General features: G+C 45.8%; 17 protein-coding genes and 1 pseudogene. All 18 read right to left on the reverse strand.

Going from position 1 to position 17,137, the window contains the following annotated elements; all coding sequences use genetic code 11:
* Positions 1 to 49 precede the first annotated feature (49 nt).
* The 18 genes and pseudogenes from GKG41_RS18315 to tet(O) all read right to left on the reverse strand — a co-directional run bounded on the left by GKG41_RS18315 (position 50) and on the right by tet(O) (position 16,935).
* Positions 50 to 715 (reverse strand): hypothetical protein, encoded by a 666-nt coding sequence (locus GKG41_RS18315; protein WP_154261297.1) that lies wholly within the window; start codon positions 713 to 715, stop codon positions 50 to 52.
* Positions 716 to 747: 32 nt separating this feature from the next.
* Entirely contained in the window at positions 748 to 2,265 is a 1,518-nt protein-coding gene (locus GKG41_RS18320) for an FGGY-family carbohydrate kinase (RefSeq protein WP_154261299.1), read from the reverse strand.
* Between the two features lie 2 nt (positions 2,266 to 2,267).
* The gene (locus tag GKG41_RS18325) at positions 2,268 to 3,278 is read right to left on the reverse strand and encodes a lipoate--protein ligase (protein WP_154261301.1); all 1,011 of its coding nucleotides are present in this window, start codon (positions 3,276 to 3,278) and stop codon (positions 2,268 to 2,270) included.
* Between the two features lie 44 nt (positions 3,279 to 3,322).
* Positions 3,323 to 4,000, reverse strand: a complete 678-nt coding sequence (locus GKG41_RS18330) for a dihydrolipoamide acetyltransferase family protein (RefSeq protein ID WP_154261303.1) — start codon at positions 3,998 to 4,000, stop codon at positions 3,323 to 3,325.
* Positions 4,001 to 4,077: 77 nt separating this feature from the next.
* Complete coding sequence (locus tag GKG41_RS18335) at positions 4,078 to 5,850, reverse strand: cobalamin B12-binding domain-containing protein (protein WP_154261305.1); 1,773 nt, start codon at positions 5,848 to 5,850, stop codon at positions 4,078 to 4,080.
* A 32-nt stretch (positions 5,851 to 5,882) separates the two neighbouring features.
* Entirely contained in the window at positions 5,883 to 6,149 is a 267-nt protein-coding gene (locus tag GKG41_RS18340; protein WP_072849396.1) for a biotin/lipoyl-containing protein, read from the reverse strand.
* A 122-nt stretch (positions 6,150 to 6,271) separates the two neighbouring features.
* Positions 6,272 to 6,763, reverse strand: coding sequence for a transketolase C-terminal domain-containing protein (locus GKG41_RS18345; protein WP_154261307.1), 492 nt, complete (start codon positions 6,761 to 6,763; stop codon positions 6,272 to 6,274).
* Positions 6,730 to 8,586, reverse strand: a complete 1,857-nt coding sequence (locus GKG41_RS18350) for a recombinase family protein (protein WP_001820670.1) — start codon at positions 8,584 to 8,586, stop codon at positions 6,730 to 6,732. Before GKG41_RS18350 ends, GKG41_RS18345 begins: the two co-directional genes overlap by 34 nt.
* A gap of 54 nt (positions 8,587 to 8,640) precedes the next feature.
* Complete coding sequence (locus GKG41_RS18355; RefSeq protein WP_001820669.1) at positions 8,641 to 8,832, reverse strand: hypothetical protein; 192 nt, start codon at positions 8,830 to 8,832, stop codon at positions 8,641 to 8,643.
* 71 nt (positions 8,833 to 8,903) lie between these two features.
* On the reverse strand, positions 8,904 to 9,134 hold the full coding sequence (locus tag GKG41_RS18360) for a PC4/YdbC family ssDNA-binding protein (protein ID WP_001206986.1): 231 nt from the start codon (positions 9,132 to 9,134) through the stop codon (positions 8,904 to 8,906).
* Between the two features lie 45 nt (positions 9,135 to 9,179).
* Positions 9,180 to 10,034 (reverse strand): ParB/RepB/Spo0J family partition protein, encoded by an 855-nt coding sequence (locus GKG41_RS18365; RefSeq protein WP_000743700.1) that lies wholly within the window; start codon positions 10,032 to 10,034, stop codon positions 9,180 to 9,182.
* Between the two features lie 8 nt (positions 10,035 to 10,042).
* Positions 10,043 to 11,008, reverse strand: a complete 966-nt coding sequence (mobV, locus tag GKG41_RS18370; RefSeq protein WP_001820668.1) for a MobV family relaxase — start codon at positions 11,006 to 11,008, stop codon at positions 10,043 to 10,045.
* Positions 11,009 to 11,532: 524 nt separating this feature from the next.
* Complete coding sequence (locus GKG41_RS18375) at positions 11,533 to 12,558, reverse strand: AAA family ATPase (protein WP_001170964.1); 1,026 nt, start codon at positions 12,556 to 12,558, stop codon at positions 11,533 to 11,535.
* A gap of 154 nt (positions 12,559 to 12,712) precedes the next feature.
* Positions 12,713 to 13,187 (reverse strand): annotated as a pseudogene (locus tag GKG41_RS18380) (sigma-70 family RNA polymerase sigma factor).
* An 83-nt stretch (positions 13,188 to 13,270) separates the two neighbouring features.
* Entirely contained in the window at positions 13,271 to 13,696 is a 426-nt protein-coding gene (locus GKG41_RS18385) for a sigma-70 family RNA polymerase sigma factor (protein WP_000323895.1), read from the reverse strand.
* A gap of 94 nt (positions 13,697 to 13,790) precedes the next feature.
* Complete coding sequence (locus GKG41_RS18390) at positions 13,791 to 14,300, reverse strand: sigma-70 family RNA polymerase sigma factor (RefSeq protein ID WP_105116765.1); 510 nt, start codon at positions 14,298 to 14,300, stop codon at positions 13,791 to 13,793.
* A gap of 490 nt (positions 14,301 to 14,790) precedes the next feature.
* The gene (locus tag GKG41_RS18405) at positions 14,791 to 14,964 is read right to left on the reverse strand and encodes a cysteine-rich KTR domain-containing protein (protein ID WP_002779755.1); all 174 of its coding nucleotides are present in this window, start codon (positions 14,962 to 14,964) and stop codon (positions 14,791 to 14,793) included.
* A gap of 51 nt (positions 14,965 to 15,015) precedes the next feature.
* Complete coding sequence (tet(O), locus tag GKG41_RS18410) at positions 15,016 to 16,935, reverse strand: tetracycline resistance ribosomal protection protein Tet(O) (RefSeq protein ID WP_000691758.1); 1,920 nt, start codon at positions 16,933 to 16,935, stop codon at positions 15,016 to 15,018.
* Between the last annotated feature and the right edge of the window lie 202 nt (positions 16,936 to 17,137).

Genomic DNA, 17,137 nt, shown 5'->3' on the forward strand with positions numbered 1-17,137 from the left:
TATCTAATAAGTAACCTTCTCCCTGGCTGCCTTATTGCCGCTGCCGCTTTTACAAAAGTGAAACAACTTTCTCAAGATTTTCCCGGAATGTACCATCTGCAGCAAACTTTTTATCAAACAGTGCGCTGCCCATTGTAAATGTCCACGGATTCATCTTACGTACCGTCTCGATCCGTTCCGGAGAATCAATACTTCCTGCCATGATAACCGGTAACTTGGAATTCTTGATAAAGTCTGCAGAAAATACCTCCGGATCCCCCTGTGAGTAACGATAGCCTAACAGGTCAACACCAAAAACCCCCTTGTTTCTGTATTCCGCTTCCTGCTCCAGGCAGAAGGAAACAGTTCCCTCCAGAACGCTGGGACTGCCGGAGACTTTTCCCACAAACGGACAGTATTTCAGATCCTGCTGTTTGATATACTCCAGTACACTGTCATAGAAGATTGTACCCGCAAGGTAATCAAAGCCGCACTCTACGGCCAGTTTTGCACCGCGCATACATTCTTCTTCTGAATATGTAACAACCTCCAAAAATGTAGTTTTCCCGGCCTGCTTCATCAGCTGACATAACTCTCTCATCTGCGCAGGCGGCATGCCAACGTCCTTAAATCCCCAGTTTACCACAGGCAGATCCCTGCAGCTCTCAAATACTTCTTTTGCATTTGACACTGTAACATCATGATGTGTCAGCATAACAATTAATTTTTCAACCATTTTAATGATCTCCTTCTTCTATTTATATATAGTTACATGGTCTGGTCAAAGCATCCAGTCAAATCAGAAAACAGTCTGCGGTACATTTCGTATCCCTCCCCGTAAACCTCTTTGTTTTCCGGATCAGGGTCAAAGACAGTTTTTATATCGATCATGCTGTCTACCGCACCATCTATGCTGTCAAATATGCCCACTGCTTTCCCGGCCAGAATTGCCGCACCCAGACATGCCGCTTCTTTTGATTTTGTGGTAAGTAACCGCTTACCTGTAATATCAGATTTAATCTGGCTCCAGACAGCGCTCTTAGAGCCTCCCCCCAGGGAACGGATTTCGTTTACTTCAATTCCCATCTTGGAGAGGGTATCAATATTTCGCTGCAGAATATAGCCCACAGCCTCAAAAATAGCTCTTACAAAATGTGCTTTTGTGTGCTTCATAGTAAACCCGAACCACACTCCCTTGGCTTTGGCATTTACATCCGGCGCCAGGGATCCGGACAGGTGAGGAAGCATCAGCAGTCCTTCGGCTCCGGCAGGAACGCTGTCTGCTTCTTTTCCCATTAAATCGTAAGCATCCTCTGTGGATATGGCTGCAACCGCCATCTCATCCTGGCAGAACTTATCTCGGAACCATCGAAGGGCCATTCCTCCGGTGGTAAAGGTATGCATCATATACATATCCGGTATGGCAAAATAGTGCAAAGGCATCTTCCTGTTGGGGTCAAAGGTGGGTTCTGCCACCGGTACACAGATCGCCAGCGCAGATCCAATATTTTCAGAGAACATACCCGGGTGAACATTGCCCACGCCGATGGCGCCCGCCGCCTGGTCAAGGGCACCGGTGCATATGGTAATATCCTCTCCCAGCCCCAGTTCTGCCCGTATGTCAGGAAGCATTCTCCCCACGGCTTCCCCTGACTCACGTACAGGCGCCAGCTGTTCTTCTTTTATTCCGATAAACTCCAGCATTTCAGGCCAGTATTTCTTTGTGGTAATGTCCCAGTAAGCAGAGGAGCAGACTAAGGATCCCTCTGTGGCGAATAATCCGGTCATTCTATAGATAAAATAGTCTTCAATCAATAAATACTTATACGTCTGCCGGAATATTTCCGGTTCATTTTTCTTAATCCATAAGATCTTTGCCGCCGGCCAGCAGGGCTCAAAGCTCACCTGTCCGGTTACCTGATAGCACGTATCATCCCCGAAACGCTCTGTCATTTCTTTTGCTTCATCAACTGCCCGGTTATCCATCCAGACAATAGCATTCCTTAACGGCCGGCCATTTTTGTCAATACAGATCATGGTTTCCCCCTGCGCAGATATTGCCAGCGCAACACTGTCCTGCGCAGTTATGGGATATTGTGTTTTTAAATCAGCCAGGCCGGCGCAGAATGCCTTCCAATAAACCTCTGCGTCTTCTTCTACAAAATTTACTTTTGGAGTCATCAGACTATATTCCTGAGTGGATACAGCTAAAAGACCTCCTTTATTGTCAAATAGTGCAATTTTAAGAGCCGTCGTTCCCAGATCCAGACCAATCAATAACTTCATGCCTAACATTTACCTCCAAAATCACTTTTTTCCTCGAAGAAGCAGCTTGTTACTTCTTCTGCCGTAATAGAGCCGAAATACATCTGTATCGGTATCTCCCGCAATACGTTCACAACTTTTTCTTTTTCATAAGCCATACCAGTCAATTTTTTTTCTACCGCGCTTACGCTCTGCAGCGCCAGGAAATCACCGTTGATCACACAATGTGCAATTCTGCCGTCTGCAATGTCCAGATTTACTTCTACCGTTCCGCCCAAAAATCGTTTCCGGTTTTTATAATTACATTTTGGGGATCGGCTGAAATTCCATTCCTTACTTCTGTATTTTTCGTCGGCCAACTTTTCAATCTGTCCAAGCGCCCGAGCATCAAGCTGCACATTTTCGAACGCTCCACCTCTGCTCCAGTAATCTATGAGTAGGTCCTTTACTCCCTGAATGTCAATGGGAAAGGGTACATAGTCCTGTATGTTTGTAACTCTGCTGCGCACAGATTTTACACTTTTGGACTGAAATTTATCCGGTGAAACATGGAGAACTCCGCTCAGAAGTTCCAGATCAGAAGCGATCAAAAGCGTTCCGTGCTGCAGCAGCCGATTCTTTGCCAACGTCTGTGCGCTGCCCGAAATCTTCTTTCCATCCAGCAGCAAATCATTGCGCCCCTTCAGTTCAATCTCCAGACCATACTCCCGAAAGGCCTCTGTGACAGGCTCAAGCAGCTTTCCGAAATCCACGCCTCTGCCCTCATTCCAATCCGTTATGTAGGAATAATTCAGGTTGCCCAGGTCATGGTAGACTGTCCCGCCGCCTGTGATTCTGCGTACAATATTCACCTTTAATTCTTCTGCCTTTGACAGATTGATTTCTTCATACGGATTCTGGTGCAGACCCATGACAATGGTATTCTCATTCTGCCAAAGGATTAAATAATCGTCGTCCCTGCAATTTTTTAAAACATATTCTTCAAATGCAAGGTTGTAATAAGGATCCACTTTTGCCGTCTCTAAATATTTCATCTTTTCTCACTGCTTTCCGGTATTTTGCTGACTGGTAATACATCCTAGATTTCCATTGTCTCCATTAATTCTTTTACATAACTGAAGAATTTTGCCGCGTAAGCCCCGTCAATCATCCGGTGATCAGCCACAAGATTCAGGTTCATCATAGGCCTCACGGTAATCTCGCCGTCAATTACCACAGGGGTGTCTTTCATCTTTGTAACGCCCAGAATTGCAGCCTCCGGCTGGTTAATAATGGGGGAAAAGCTCTCAATTCCCATCATCCCCAGGTTTGTAATGGTAAAGGTGCCTCCTGTGATGTCATCCATGGTGATTTGATTCTTCTTGGTTCTGAAAACAGAATCGTTGGTTTCCTTCGCAATTGTATAAATATCCTTATTCGCTACATCCTTAATGTTCGGTACCATCAATCCCTCTTCCAGAGCCACTGCCAGACCAATATTCACCTGGTCATGTATGATGATTTCATTATCCTGAAAACTGGAATTAAACAATTCGTATTCGGTAATGGCCTTTGCACAGACCTTCATCAATATATGATTCAGGGTGACTTTCCGGCTTTTATCCTCATTATCCTTATTTAACTTTTTCAGCAAAGCCAGCGTATGAGTCATATCTACGCTCAGAGTAAAGGCAACACGGGGAGATACGCTCCAGCTTTCGCTCATTCTCTCCGCGATGATTTTTCTCATGCCTGACACTTTTATCTTTTTTTCCATTCTGCCTCACCTTTTCTATCATACCCTTTCTACTGTCAGAATACCCTTATCCCGACAGTTCCAAAGGGCGTTTCTACTTACTGCTGTGTAATTTTGTCCAGAAGGTCTTCTACTGTTGTCACTGTTGTGATTCCAAGTTCCTGAATCTCTTTTGTAACGTCAGAAGGTACATCATCATCTTCATTTAAAAAGCTCTGGAGCACACCGCCGAAGAAGAATCTGTATTTGCGTCCCCTCTCGGCCGCCAGTTTTACAATCAGTTTTGCGTAGGGCAATGCCTGTCCGTTGTGGAGGCTGACACAGATATCTGTAATGTTATTCTCATCTGCCAGATCCAGCACATCGATTGCTTCCAGCTGGTTTCCGCCGTCAATCACATCCGCGCCAAATTCCTTCATAACTCCTGCAATTACTGCGGCGCCTGCAAAATGAACATCCGCGGAGGCAACGCAGATTCTGTGATCCTTGAGAAGCCCAGGATATTTGGTATCTTTCAGAAGAGTAATCTGATTGGCCAGTTCATTCTGGGTTGCATTCCACAAAGCTGCGGGCATTAACGGTACGATGGTCTCGTTGCCGTCCTCAACAATGGAAGGATGGAACAATTTCTCCAGCGTAAACGGATCGATGGCCTTTAAGACAACCATAAGTTCAATGGGATTTGTAATATCAACACCAGCTTCCGCAAGACCGTCCAGCATGTAATGGAACATCCTGTCTGACAGCTCAATGGTCTGATCCCTCAGTCTTTCAATGGGATCCCAGTTCATCAGAGGCTCCCAGTAATAGGCAACTTCCTGTGCTCTCTGACAAGCCCCTGTCATATCCAGCATCTCCGGAACCGTAGGAATCGCTACCTTTTCTGTAATAGGAACTGAAAGGAATGCACATCCTGTCTTAAAATGCTTTTCTGCAAGAATCAGAAGCAGCACTTCCGGAATCTGGAAACCGTAATTAGCCTGTATATGATGATCCCAGTGACTGATGGTATCCGGATAAACAAAACCGATTCCCGGCTGATCCTCTTTGCTGAAGACTTCACTTGCGGCAAGCCACAGAGCCGTCTTGTGCATAATGTCCTGAGTAAAGTTTCCGAAGCTGTAGGAGTATCTGGCGCCGCAGAGATCACATACAATGTATTGATCCATTCTGGCCCACGCAAGTGAGGTGGCAAGGTCATTGAAGTAGGCTCCATACGAGTCGTCGGACTGTCCGTTTACAATGATTTTGTCATCGTATCTGGAAGCCACGATCCCAAGGGCCTTCACATTCTCGGTCATGTTCCAGACTTCATCCGGACAGCCCGGGGCAACCTGTACATAGGTGCTGAACAGTCCTGTCCACTGAGATCCGGCCTCGATAGAATTGATTGTGGTTTCCACAGCGTTTGGCCAGCCCAGGTGATTATCGCCAAATACGGGGGCAACGCTGGAGGCCATAGTAATTGCTTCCCAATCCTCCGGCTCATTCAGCATAAATCCCAGAGAAATGGGCAGCCCCTCTCTCTTATCTTTGGGAACTCCGGTAATATTCTGGGGGAGCTGATGTGCCATGCTGATATTCAGGCCGGTCTCTTCATTAAACTTCTCAGCCTCTTTCATTGCCGCGACCTGCTCTTCCACGCTTGAGAGGCCCGTGTTAATTTTCCAGCACATTTCTCCTTTTTCCTTCAGCTTCATACGGTAGTCCACTGGCTTCATACCATATTTCTTTTCAAAAGGAATTGTCTTTATCTTTAGATTTTTTCCAATCTCATATCCTTCCTGCCAGACTTTCTTCCAGTCCGGAATATTGTCAGGAATTAAGCTTGCTATATAATCTCTGTTCGCTTTATTTAATAGTTTCCCCATAGATCTCTCTCCATTAAGGATTCCCGAGTATGTTACAGATACGCAGAAATATCCTCATTCTCATCTTCAGCTACAATAAGCACCGGTGTCTGGCATGCAATTTTGGTTCCTTCTTCTACCAGAAGTTTTCTTACAACCCCGTCCATATCAGATTCTGCCTGATTTGTAATCTTATCTGTGGAAACCTCATATAAAGCGTCTCCCTCAGAAACTGTGTCTCCCTCTTTTACGAGATACTTTTCTACAGTTCCTTCTTTCATTGTTGCTCCCATTCTTGGAAGCTTAAATACCTTTACCATTTTTATCCTCCTAAAATAATCTTTTAAAACGTGACCTTTTTTATTTTATTTTTTGAAAAAGCCCTATGGCCGCCCGCAGGGCATGGAGCAGAGCGCCCGGCGGGGGCCGGCCTTTTTCCTGCTTACTCCATTACTTTCTTAACAGCGGTAACAATATCATTCTTCTGCGGGAAGTAATAATCTTCTAGACTTACGGTATAAGGACAAGGAATATTCAGAGCGCCCACGCGTACAATTCCCTTATCCAGGGTCTCGAACATATCTTCCGCCACATTTGCAGCCAATTCTCCGGACCATGCACCTCTTTTCACCTCTTCGGTAACGATGACAAGCTTTCTGGTCTTGGCGATTGATTTGTAAACAAGTTCTTTATCAAATGGATATAAGGTTCTCGGGTCAATAACCTCTGCACTGATTCCCTCTTTCTCCAGTTCCTCTGCCGCTTCCAGAGCTTTCAGCACACACAGTCCGGTGGCAACTAAGGTAACATCACTGCCGGGTTTCTTAATGTCCGCACTTCCAAGAGGAATCGGGGAGTATACATCCTTGTCTACTACATCACCCTTTGTCTGGTATAACATCAGTCGGTCATTTTTTGCGGACAGTTCATACATGCTATCCTTTTCTGTTCTCTGCTCCTGCGTTTGCTCTCGTTTGATTTCTCCCTCCGTATCTTCTTGGCACAAGCAGGACAATACCTTGATGCACCAGAGCCCGGGACATATTCAACGCCGCACACCGTACAATTTTTAGCGGGCATTGCTGCCCACCGTTTTGTAGGTATGATATGTAATTCATCGACAAAGCCGATGAATTTATAGTAAATCTTGATTTCCTGCTTCACTGTTCCGTCTGCCATCTTCTCACGCTCCGAAACAAGTATCTTGTCTATGAGTGCGTTTATAACTGTTGCATCCAGTTCTTTTAAGCCTTGATAATTTCGGATAAGGGCGAGGAAGTCACGGATTCCCCGTGATTTCTCGTAGCTTTCATTAAGAGTTTCCGTCACCTCTTTCAGCCTTGCTTCAATTTCAAGCTGCTCTTTCTGGTATTTCCCCGACATCATCTCAAAATTCCGCTCGGTAATACGCTCCATGACCTTATCCTCGTAGAGAGAGGAAAACAGCCTGTCCAGTTCCGCAAGGCGTTTGTTCAGCTTCTTACGTTCTTTCTCTAATGCTTTCGCCCTGCTCTGGTCTGTTTCCGTGAGCCGCTTTTCTATGGCCCTGACCGCCTTTTCATCATTCACTGCCATATCCGCAAAACAGTTGATGTCGGCAAGAACGGCATTGAATAAATCCCTTGCTTCTATATTGTGGGCACTACACTCGCTTCTTCCGTTTCTTGCATAATTATTACATGAATACTGTACACAGTCGATAATCTCTGGGCGTTTCCTCCTGTGTACGTTCATTGCCCGCAGAGCACATCCGCAGTCCACACACTTGATAACGCCTGCAAAAATATTTACAAATCCTCCCTTGTTCTGTGGAAGCCTACGACTTGTAATAAGCTGTTGGACAATATCAAATTCCTCCTGCGTGACTATTCCCTCATGGGTATTGGGTATCACTTCCCATTCTTCGGGCAGCTTAGAGGGGCGTTTCTTGCTTTTCATATTGGCGGCAATCCGTTTGTAGCCTACAAGATTTCCCGCATATATCGGGCTTCTTAAAATGCTCCTCACGCTGTTCCCACTCCAAATATAGCGTTTGTCCTCGTTCCCCTCAAAATGACGTTCAAAGCCTGTTTCGCCACGCTCCGCCGCATAAGCGGCAGGGCGTAGGATATGCTGTTTATTAAGATGTCTGCAAATTTTGGCAACTCCATTCCCTTTTAATGCAAGGTCGAATATCTCTTTTACAACATGTGCCACTTTATCATCTATCAGCAGATGGTTGTGGTCGGCAGGGTCTTTGATATAGCCATAAGGGGCGGTAGTTCCCATGAATTTCCCCTGTTGAAACCTCGCCCGATATGCCGATTTTATCTTAACAGATATGTCAGCGGCATACATTTCGTTTAAAATGTTGCGGAAAGGCGTGATGTCCATAGCAGATTTATTCAAGGTATCTACGCCGTCATTGACCGCTATATACCTCACGTTATGCTCTGGGAAGAAAACTTCCAGATATAACCCACAATCAAGATAGTTTCTCCCCAGACGGGATAAATCTTTCGTAATCACGCAGTTTATCAGACCGCTTTCAATGTCTTTTATCATATTCTGGAAACTTGGTCTTTGGAAATTTGTACCAGAATAACCATCGTCCACATACGTTTTTGCTATGTGCCATCCCTGCTTTTTCACATAATCCGTGAGGATGGATTTCTGTGTCGCAATGCTCGCACTCTCGTTATCCGTACCATCGTCTTTAGATAAGCGGCAATAAATGCCGACTAAATAGATTTTCTTTTCTTCTTTGATTCCTGCCATACTGTAAAACCTCCGTATCTGTCCTATCTGTTTTCATGTCCCATTGCGTACATTCTAAGCGGACAGCCCCTCATTGTCGAAGGTGTCGCCCTCGGCAATCTTCTTCCGAATATCCTCGGAGATAATCGGGACAAACGCTTCTGTAACGGTCTGTGTGCCGACATATTCACGGCTGATTATCATCTGCACTGGTGCTTTTGGCACGATACGCTTTCTCTTTTTATCTGCTTTCTTATCCTCGCCCATACTTAAATCTTCCTTTCCAGACAGGGCAGGGAAGAGTTTGGAAATGTCCCCGCCCTGCCAATCAGATACCATTAATCCTCGCTGTTTAATTCTTTCTGTAATGCTTTAAGGAGTGCCGCCGCTTCATCAGCGTTCAGCGTGATTCCCTTGCCGCACTTTTCACGGTTCGGGGAAAAGCTGCGGATGTCATACTTCGGCTCTTTCCCATTCCATGAAATGAGATTGATTTCCTTTGTGTAGCCACTGTCGCCCGTAGACAATACTGCGATTTCCTTTACGATTTCATACTGGATTTCTCTCATTCTCCATACCTCAACTCTCTGTATTTACTTCCCGAAAAAAGAAGATTAGCGGCTGTCACGGTTGCGTTTCCTCTGCAACTCACGCTCCAAAAGTTTGATGATGGTTTCCTCCATCTGCTTCGGCGTTGTGTTCTTCGGAAAGTATTTTTTCAGCTTGCTTGTGTTGATTTTCAAGGTTTCTTTCTGGTTGCCCTTTTCCTCCGTCATAATCGCAAATATCGTATCCATGTCAAGCCGCCCGCTCTGGCTTAACTGTTTCATCCGCTGTGCCTGTGAGAGTGAGGGCGTTGCTTCTTCGCTCTCCATCGTGGCAAAGAGGTTTTCCTGCTCGTCTTTCTTCAAGAAGGACAGTTCCACCGCAGGCGTGAGGGCGATTTTCCCCTCGTCCACCATCTGCAAAATCGGCGGTATCAGTTCCGTCAGGCGGATAAAACGCTGCACGGTCATCCTGCCCACGCCGAAGCCCTGTGCCACCTTGTCGTCCGTCCGCAACTTCGTCACAACTTGTGACGAGGTTAAGTCTGTGCGGAAACCCTGCCGCTTCATGGCTTCGGATTTCATCTTGTAAGCAAACGCCCGCTCCGATGGCAGGATATTCTCACGCTGCAAATTGCTGTCTACAAGGGTGATGATGGCTCGGTCACGGTCTAAGGGCAGGACAAACGCAGGCACGGTATTTATCCCTGCAAGTTCAGAAGCACGGACACGCCGCTGTCCTGCAATCACTTCATAACCGTCCCCGTCCTCTTTCGGGCGTGTGATTATCGGCGTGACAATGCCAAATTCCTTGATGCTTTCCGCTAACTCTGACAGTGTTTCATCTTCTGCCACATGAAACGGATTGTCGGGGAACGGGTACAAGTCTTTGGTCTTTAACACCTTAAAATCCTGTTTCTTCATTCACATATCTACCTTTCTTTCGCTCTGCTTCTATGATTTTTCTGCAATTCTTCCAACACTTCGGGCGGTATTTTTGACAGCAGCCGCCCCATCTGCTCGTTGGTTCTCTGCAATTCAAATATCTTCTGATTCGCTTTCTGCACCTTTAGTTCCTGCTCGTACTTTTCATCACGCATACGCCCCGCATAGTCTGATTCCTGCCCAATTCTCTCTTTCAAACTGTCGATATACGCCTGCTGTTTCCCGATTTCCTTAGAGAATTTCTCCACGTCTGGCAGCCATGCAGAGAGTAAATCTAACGCTTTATCCCTTTTCTTCCCTGCGTTAAAGGCGTTGATGTCGGATAGGGCAGACACGATTTCTTCATACTGTTTATCAAGCCTGCCGCCTAATTTATAGAGCCATGTGGGGACGTGTTTCCGCTTGGTTTCCATTGAGGACTGCCCCCGTTCAAGCTGATTCCACCGTGAGGACATCCGCTCATGGTAGGCGGTCTGCCACTCGGATAATGATTTCTGGTTGCCTAAGATAGCTTTCGCTGACAGCTTATTGTCTGGCGTAATCGGCACAAAGCAGAGGTGCATATGGGGCGTTCTCTCGTCCATATGGACGACAGCGGAGAGGATATTCTGCTTTCCAACACGCTCCGAAATGAAGTCAAGAGCCGTCTGGAAATACGCTTTTTGTTCTTCGGGCGGTAACTGGTTCATAAATTCTGGTGAAGCTGTGATGAGCGTTTCCACCATCATCACGCTGTCTTTCCTTGTCCTGCACCCCGCTTCGGCTACCATGCGGTTAATCTCTTTCTTGTAGGTGTACTTTGGTGGTGCTATGAGATGGTAATTGTTTTTAGAGCGTTCCATATCTATATCTGGGTTGCTTTTGTAGGCTTCTTTCTTCCGCTCGTTGTGGCGTTCACAAGCCGCAACGCCGCCCGCTTTTCGTTTCTGGAAACGCAGGATTGCATAAGGCATAGGCGGATTCCTCCTTTCTTTCGGCGGGTGACCGTCCTTTGGGGTGACAGCGGTGACGGTGGTGACAGCAGTTTTGGGATACCCCCTGCCGACTGCCGCAACTGTCACCCTCACCCCCTGCATGACGGTCATGTCGATGATGACGGTGTTTTTGGGATACCCCCCTCGCAAGAGCCGTCACCGTCATGCCGCCATTCTTTTATCCGAAGCCGTAAGGCGTAGGATAGCAGGGCACAGCCCTGCCTTAAGGGAGTCCAGAGGGAACGTCTGGCACACGACTTTGCAGGGCAAAGTGTAGTGTGTTACACCCTGTAAACGCAGTCGGAAAAATCGGAATGATTTTTCTGACCGCAGGGGTGGTTTTACACGACCGAAAAGGGCGAGTAAATCTCACGCCTGCATTTTGCGTTTACGGGGTGTTCTCCCGTAGGGATGACAGCGGCAGGGTATCCTAAAATCACTGTCACCACCGTCACTGCTGTCACCCGCAGGGCAGAGCCGCCAGCTTTACATGGCTTTAAGCGTCAATGACAGTAACAGGGGGGTATCCTAATATCGCTGTCACCACCATCACCGCTGTCACCCGCCCTCCTTGCAAGGGCAATCCGCCTGCCGTCTTTCCTGCGGCTGTACTGGTAGCAGATACGGTTCTCGCTTAAAAATGTGGTGCGGTATTCATTCAGCCATTTCGTAATCACCGTGGGTATGGTTTCCGTTTCCCCCATAGCGGCTAACAGTTCCGTTGCCGTGCCTATCCATTCTTCCTTATCCCTCATAAAATCCACCAACCGAAAAAGGACATCTGGTATCGTTTCTTTCGCAAGCTGCTCCTGCGTTTTCCGCTCCACAAGCTCCCAACGGCAATCACGGAAACGCAGCGTGTATTCCTGATAAGGCGTGTCCCTGCCCGTCACATACAGCTTGGCGGTGTCAGACGCACGTTTCTCCTTTTCCAGAACAAAGGTAGCGTCCGCACTCCCCGTTAATCCTGTCGTCCCAGACACCTTGTTGAACACGTCGCTGTCATTCTGCTTTCGGATGTGGTGTACGACAATGACCGCCAGAGAGTGCCTGTCGGCAAAGTCTTTGATGAGGGAGATGTCCCCATAGTCGCTTGCATAGGCATTGTCTTTTGAAGCTGTACGGACTTTCTGCAAGGTATCAATGACAATGAGCCTGCTGTCTGGGTAATCTTTCAGATAATCTTCAAGCTGCACGATAAGACCGTCTGACAGCTTGCAGCTTGCCACGGCAAAGTGGAGCCGCCCGCTTGCTTCGTCCGTCAAACGAAATAACCTGTCCTGTATGCGGCAGAACGTGTCCTCAAGGCAGAGGTAAAGCACATCGCCCTCCATTGTCGGCATATCCCATAAAGGGATTCCCTGCGACACGCATAAGCATAGCTTCAGCATGAGCCAGCTTTTGCCTATCTTCTGTGAGCCGCAGAACAGCGATAAGCCTGTCGGGATAAGGCTGTCCACCACAAAGGATGGTTTCTCAAGCGGTTCATAAAGGAGCGTTTCGGCGTTGACTGTCTGTAACTTCTGCATGGCTTTCCTCCTTTCGGGCGGTGTCTTTGTTTTCGTTGCACATAGGCGTTGACCTCCTTAAAAATAGATTTACTCCCACGGAAAAAAGTGAGAGTATGTAATGCCGCCAATCCCACACAAATAAAAAACAGATTTCTTTTTCGGGCGGTGTCGGTCACGGTTGGAGATATTTCTTCAATTTCCGCCTTTACTTTCTCCTTTGCAATCGCAACAGATTTCTGTATTGCCGAAGCGGTGCAATGCTCCATAGCGGCGATTTGGTAAAAATTGAACTCATACTCGTAGTAGAGCAGGAAACGCCGCCTTTGTATCTCTGGAAGGCTCCCAACCGCCTTATAGAGCGTTTCATTCCGTTCTTCCTCAACCATGCGTTCATCAAGGCTCTTAGGCACACGCAACGCCCGTCTGTAAAGGGTTTCGTCCCATACCTCGTTAAACTCCCTGTGCCGCTCGTCCCATTAGAAAAGATTCCTGTTCCTGCGCTCCATCTGCCGAAACTCCATAAAGAACTGTTCCGACACTTCCAACTCGTGGGATTTGCCCTGCCCGTCCTTAAAGCTGATAAAATACCTTGTGCCGCTTTCCGTGGATTCCTCCCGAAGCGTGTATGCCTTAACCCTGTATGCCATCCTGTTGTCCTCCTGCAAAAAATGAGTGAGGGGATTTCCATCCCTCACCCAGTAGCCCGCAGGATGGCAGGCTGTTTTAGAAGCTATAAAATTTTCCGCAGCTTCTTCCGCAGATGGTCTAACCTCGCATAGATGGCACCAGTCGTCAAATGCACAAGCGGGGCAATCTCCTTTGTGGAATACCCCTGCATTTTCAGCAGGACGATTTTCAAGGTACGCCCGTCCACCGTGACTAATACTTGATAGAGATTTTCGCTCTCAATCTCTTCCAGTAACTCCGCAACCGTACCCACTTCCGCCTGCCGCTCCCTGCCTGCCATGTCCTCAAGATATTCCGCAACGTCATTCGTCCATCGGTAAAACCGCCTGTTGGAATTGAAGTCTGCCCTGTCCGCCATGCGTATCTGCTCAATGGTCGCTTCATCAACGCCGCACTCACGCAGCAGCTTTTCCTCCGCTTCTTTCCAGATACGCCATTTCCTGTCCTCCCGTCCGTGGTTGTATGCCATTCTTACTTCCTCCAATCAGAATTGATTGAGAGGGCAGAGAAAAGCCCCCTCATCTTCCCAAAGGAAAAAACAAGGGGGCTGAACGCCTTAAATTTTAATTTTCTATTATCTTTCTTAGTTTTATTAGGATTCTGGCTTTGCGTTTGTTTACAACGCTCTGGGTTATGCCCAACCTCGCCCCGACTTCACGCTCGGAAAGTCCGTCAAAAAAGATTGCCTGTATCAGCTCCTGTTCACTATCCGACAGCAAAGGCAGGGCGGCTTTCAGCCTGTCCACCATGACCGCATTGACAACGGTTTCTGCAATGTCCACCGCTTCATCAGTGATAAAGTCCAGAGGATTCCCCTCGCTGTCCGTAAATCCGTCGAGAGATAGCAGTCTATTCTTTGTATCTAATTTTTGCAGATAACGCCACCGTTCCTTGTCACGGTAGAAGTCTGTGTATTGCTCCCTCACGACTTCAAGCAGACAGCCTTGAATGGGGATAAACAGCTTGTCCATATAGGTCTGGTCGGATTCCCTGCAACGGCAGAACTCCGTGTAGGATAATTCCACATAGCCGCCACTTTCTCTGATATATACCTTTCTTGGTGCATATTTCACCATAAATACCTCCCATCTGAATTTTTGAAATGTAAAAAATCCAGATGGAGAGGCGGAGAACGACACCGCATATCAGAAACAGCCCTACGGCACTTTCCAACAAAAATCGACAAAAGAAAAACCGCAAAGGCTCTGTGACCTTTACGGTTATAGGAAATAGTAATTCTATTGTATGGAGATTGTACTTCTACTTTCAAGGTGAGAAGTACCGTTGCACTGGCAGAAATTTTTTTAACTGGTTTCCTGCCGTTCTCTGATATGCTATGTATTGATAAATTTTGCTTCGTATGAGCAGATAGATAACTGCCCGAAAAAAGGACATAAAAAAATCCCTCCAAATTTAAAAACAAATTCAGAGGGTAATTTAGGGTATAACAAAATAACCCACCCGAATATCGTTTTTTTTATTTGGTGAGTTTGTTCTTTCAAATACGAAACAAAAAGAGCCGATGATTCGTGAATTGTTCCACAATTTCATCGGCTCTGCGTCTTAAGCGTCTGGCTCTTTGATGACAGTTATCTTCAAGTTGTCAACTTTAATCAATCTTTCTTGTCTGCATTTTGGACAATAAAGGGGATAATTCTCCAAAACAGTGTCCTTCCTAATTTTATTACGGGTTTTGCTCCCACAAACAGGACACAATATCCATTCGCATTTCATCATAATTAGTCTCTAATCCTTTCAAATCTCATTTTATATGACTTTTGCAAGCTGTTAAGCTAACTTGTGGAACATATGCCGAACCTTATCTATACGGCTATTCGGGCGGCGGGGTTGGCAAATAAATTTACCAATAGCTGGCTGGTATCCTTTTAACTCTGTCAAGCAGACTCCCTGCCCATTTGTGAAATAAGTTAAATCGTTCCTGTATTCTTGAATACATCTAGCAGGGATTTCTCCTTTCAGAATGACCTCGTCATTCTTTATCTGAGTACTTACAATATCTGCACAATACCTTGGAGCATCATGATACGCCCGTGAGAGATATTCCTGCGGTGCATAAATTTCAAAGTGGAGATATGGCTCTAATAGTTCTGTCCCTGCTTTTTTTAAAGCCTGCTCCAATACGATAGGGGAAAGCAGCCGAAAGTCTGCGGGGGTACTTACAGGACTATAATACAATCCATATTCAAAACAGATTTTACAGTCTGTCACTTTCCATCCATACAGCCCCTGCTCGCAGCCATAAAGAACCCCCTCCATAACCGCATTTTGGAACGATTGATTTAAATATCCAAGTGAAACTCTGCTTTCATACTGCACTCCGCTTCCAATAGGGAGCGGCTCTATGGACAACCCGACAGAAGCCCAGAAAGGATTTGGCGGGACTTCTATGTGGATGGTATATTCTGCTTTTCTAAGCGGTCTTTCCATATATATAACAGTAGGCTCTTTTATTTCTGCCTCCACATGATATTTTTCCTCAAGGATGGCACAAATGACTTCCATCTGCACATTCCCCAAAAAAGAAAGTATAATCTCATGCGTTGTAGTATCCACATAATATTTTAAAAGAGGGTCGCCATCTGAAATTTCTGTAAGTGCCCCAAGCAATATTTCCCGCTGTTCAGATTTCTTTACTGCAATCGTTGTTTGGAGCATAGGGAGAGGATTTTCAATAAATTTTCTCTGCGGCAACAGTATTTCGTTCCCCAAAATACTGTTTAGCTGCAAAACATCATTTGGTAAAATTACAATATCACCAGAGCAGGCTGTATCGGATGAATATAATTCACCGTTTGTCGGAACACACATCTCTGTGATTTTTATTTTCTCTTTTTCAGATATTCTAATAACATCCCTCAAATGCAATGTTCCGCTATATATACGCACATAAACAAAACGCCGCCTTTTCTCTGAATATTCAATCTTAAAAACCTGCCCGCATAGTTCAGATTGACCTTCAGGCGTTGATGAATAAAATTTACTGGCAATTACTTCTATAAGCTGCCGAATCCCCAGATTGTTTTTAGCGCTTCCGTGATAAACGGGAAATAACGTTCCGTTTTGGAATCTCCTGTTTTCTTCCTGTTCCAGTTCTGACATTTTAAACGGTTTCCCTGACATATATTTCTCTAATAGTTCATCGTTTCCCATAATTACCGCATCCCACTGTTCCATATCGTCATTGTCCGTTACATTTATATGGGGATGCTGCCCAACCTTTTGCTTCACTATAATTTCCGAAGAAAGCTTTGCTTTCATTTCCCGATATACCATTGGCAAATCAATCCCCTCTTGGTCAATTTTATTGATGAAAAAAATTGTCGGAATCTTCATTATCTGTAGTGCATGAAACAGTATACGGGTCTGTGCCTGTATGCCATCCTTTGCAGAAACTAATAATACTGCTCCGTCTAATACGGATAAAGAACGGTATACTTCCGCCAAAAAATCCATATGGCCTGGCGTATCTATAATGTTGACTTTTACATCCTCCCACTGAAAAGATGTCACTGCTGTCTGGATAGTGATTCCCCTTTGACGCTCCAAATTCATTGTATCTGTCCTTGTTGTGCCTTCATCTACGCTCCCTAGTTCTGCAATTGCACCACTGGTATACAATAAACTTTCCGTTAATGTTGTCTTTCCTGCGTCAACGTGAGCCAGAATGCCTAAGTTAATTATTTTCATGTGATTTTCCTCCTATCAACACCCAAAAAAGGGCATAAAAATACCCAGTGATAAATACTCCTATCACTGGGTAAATAACTCCAATAGCCCCAAAACACTTATATGTTTTCGGGCATATAAAATTACATGATAAAAGTATTCTTAAACTGGGTACAAAAAACTAAGCCCCATATTAAAAGTGAAACGGGACTGCTACTTTTTG

This window comes from Lactonifactor sp. BIOML-A5 (assembly GCF_009677585.1).
Classification (GTDB): domain Bacteria; phylum Bacillota; class Clostridia; order Lachnospirales; family Lachnospiraceae; genus Lactonifactor.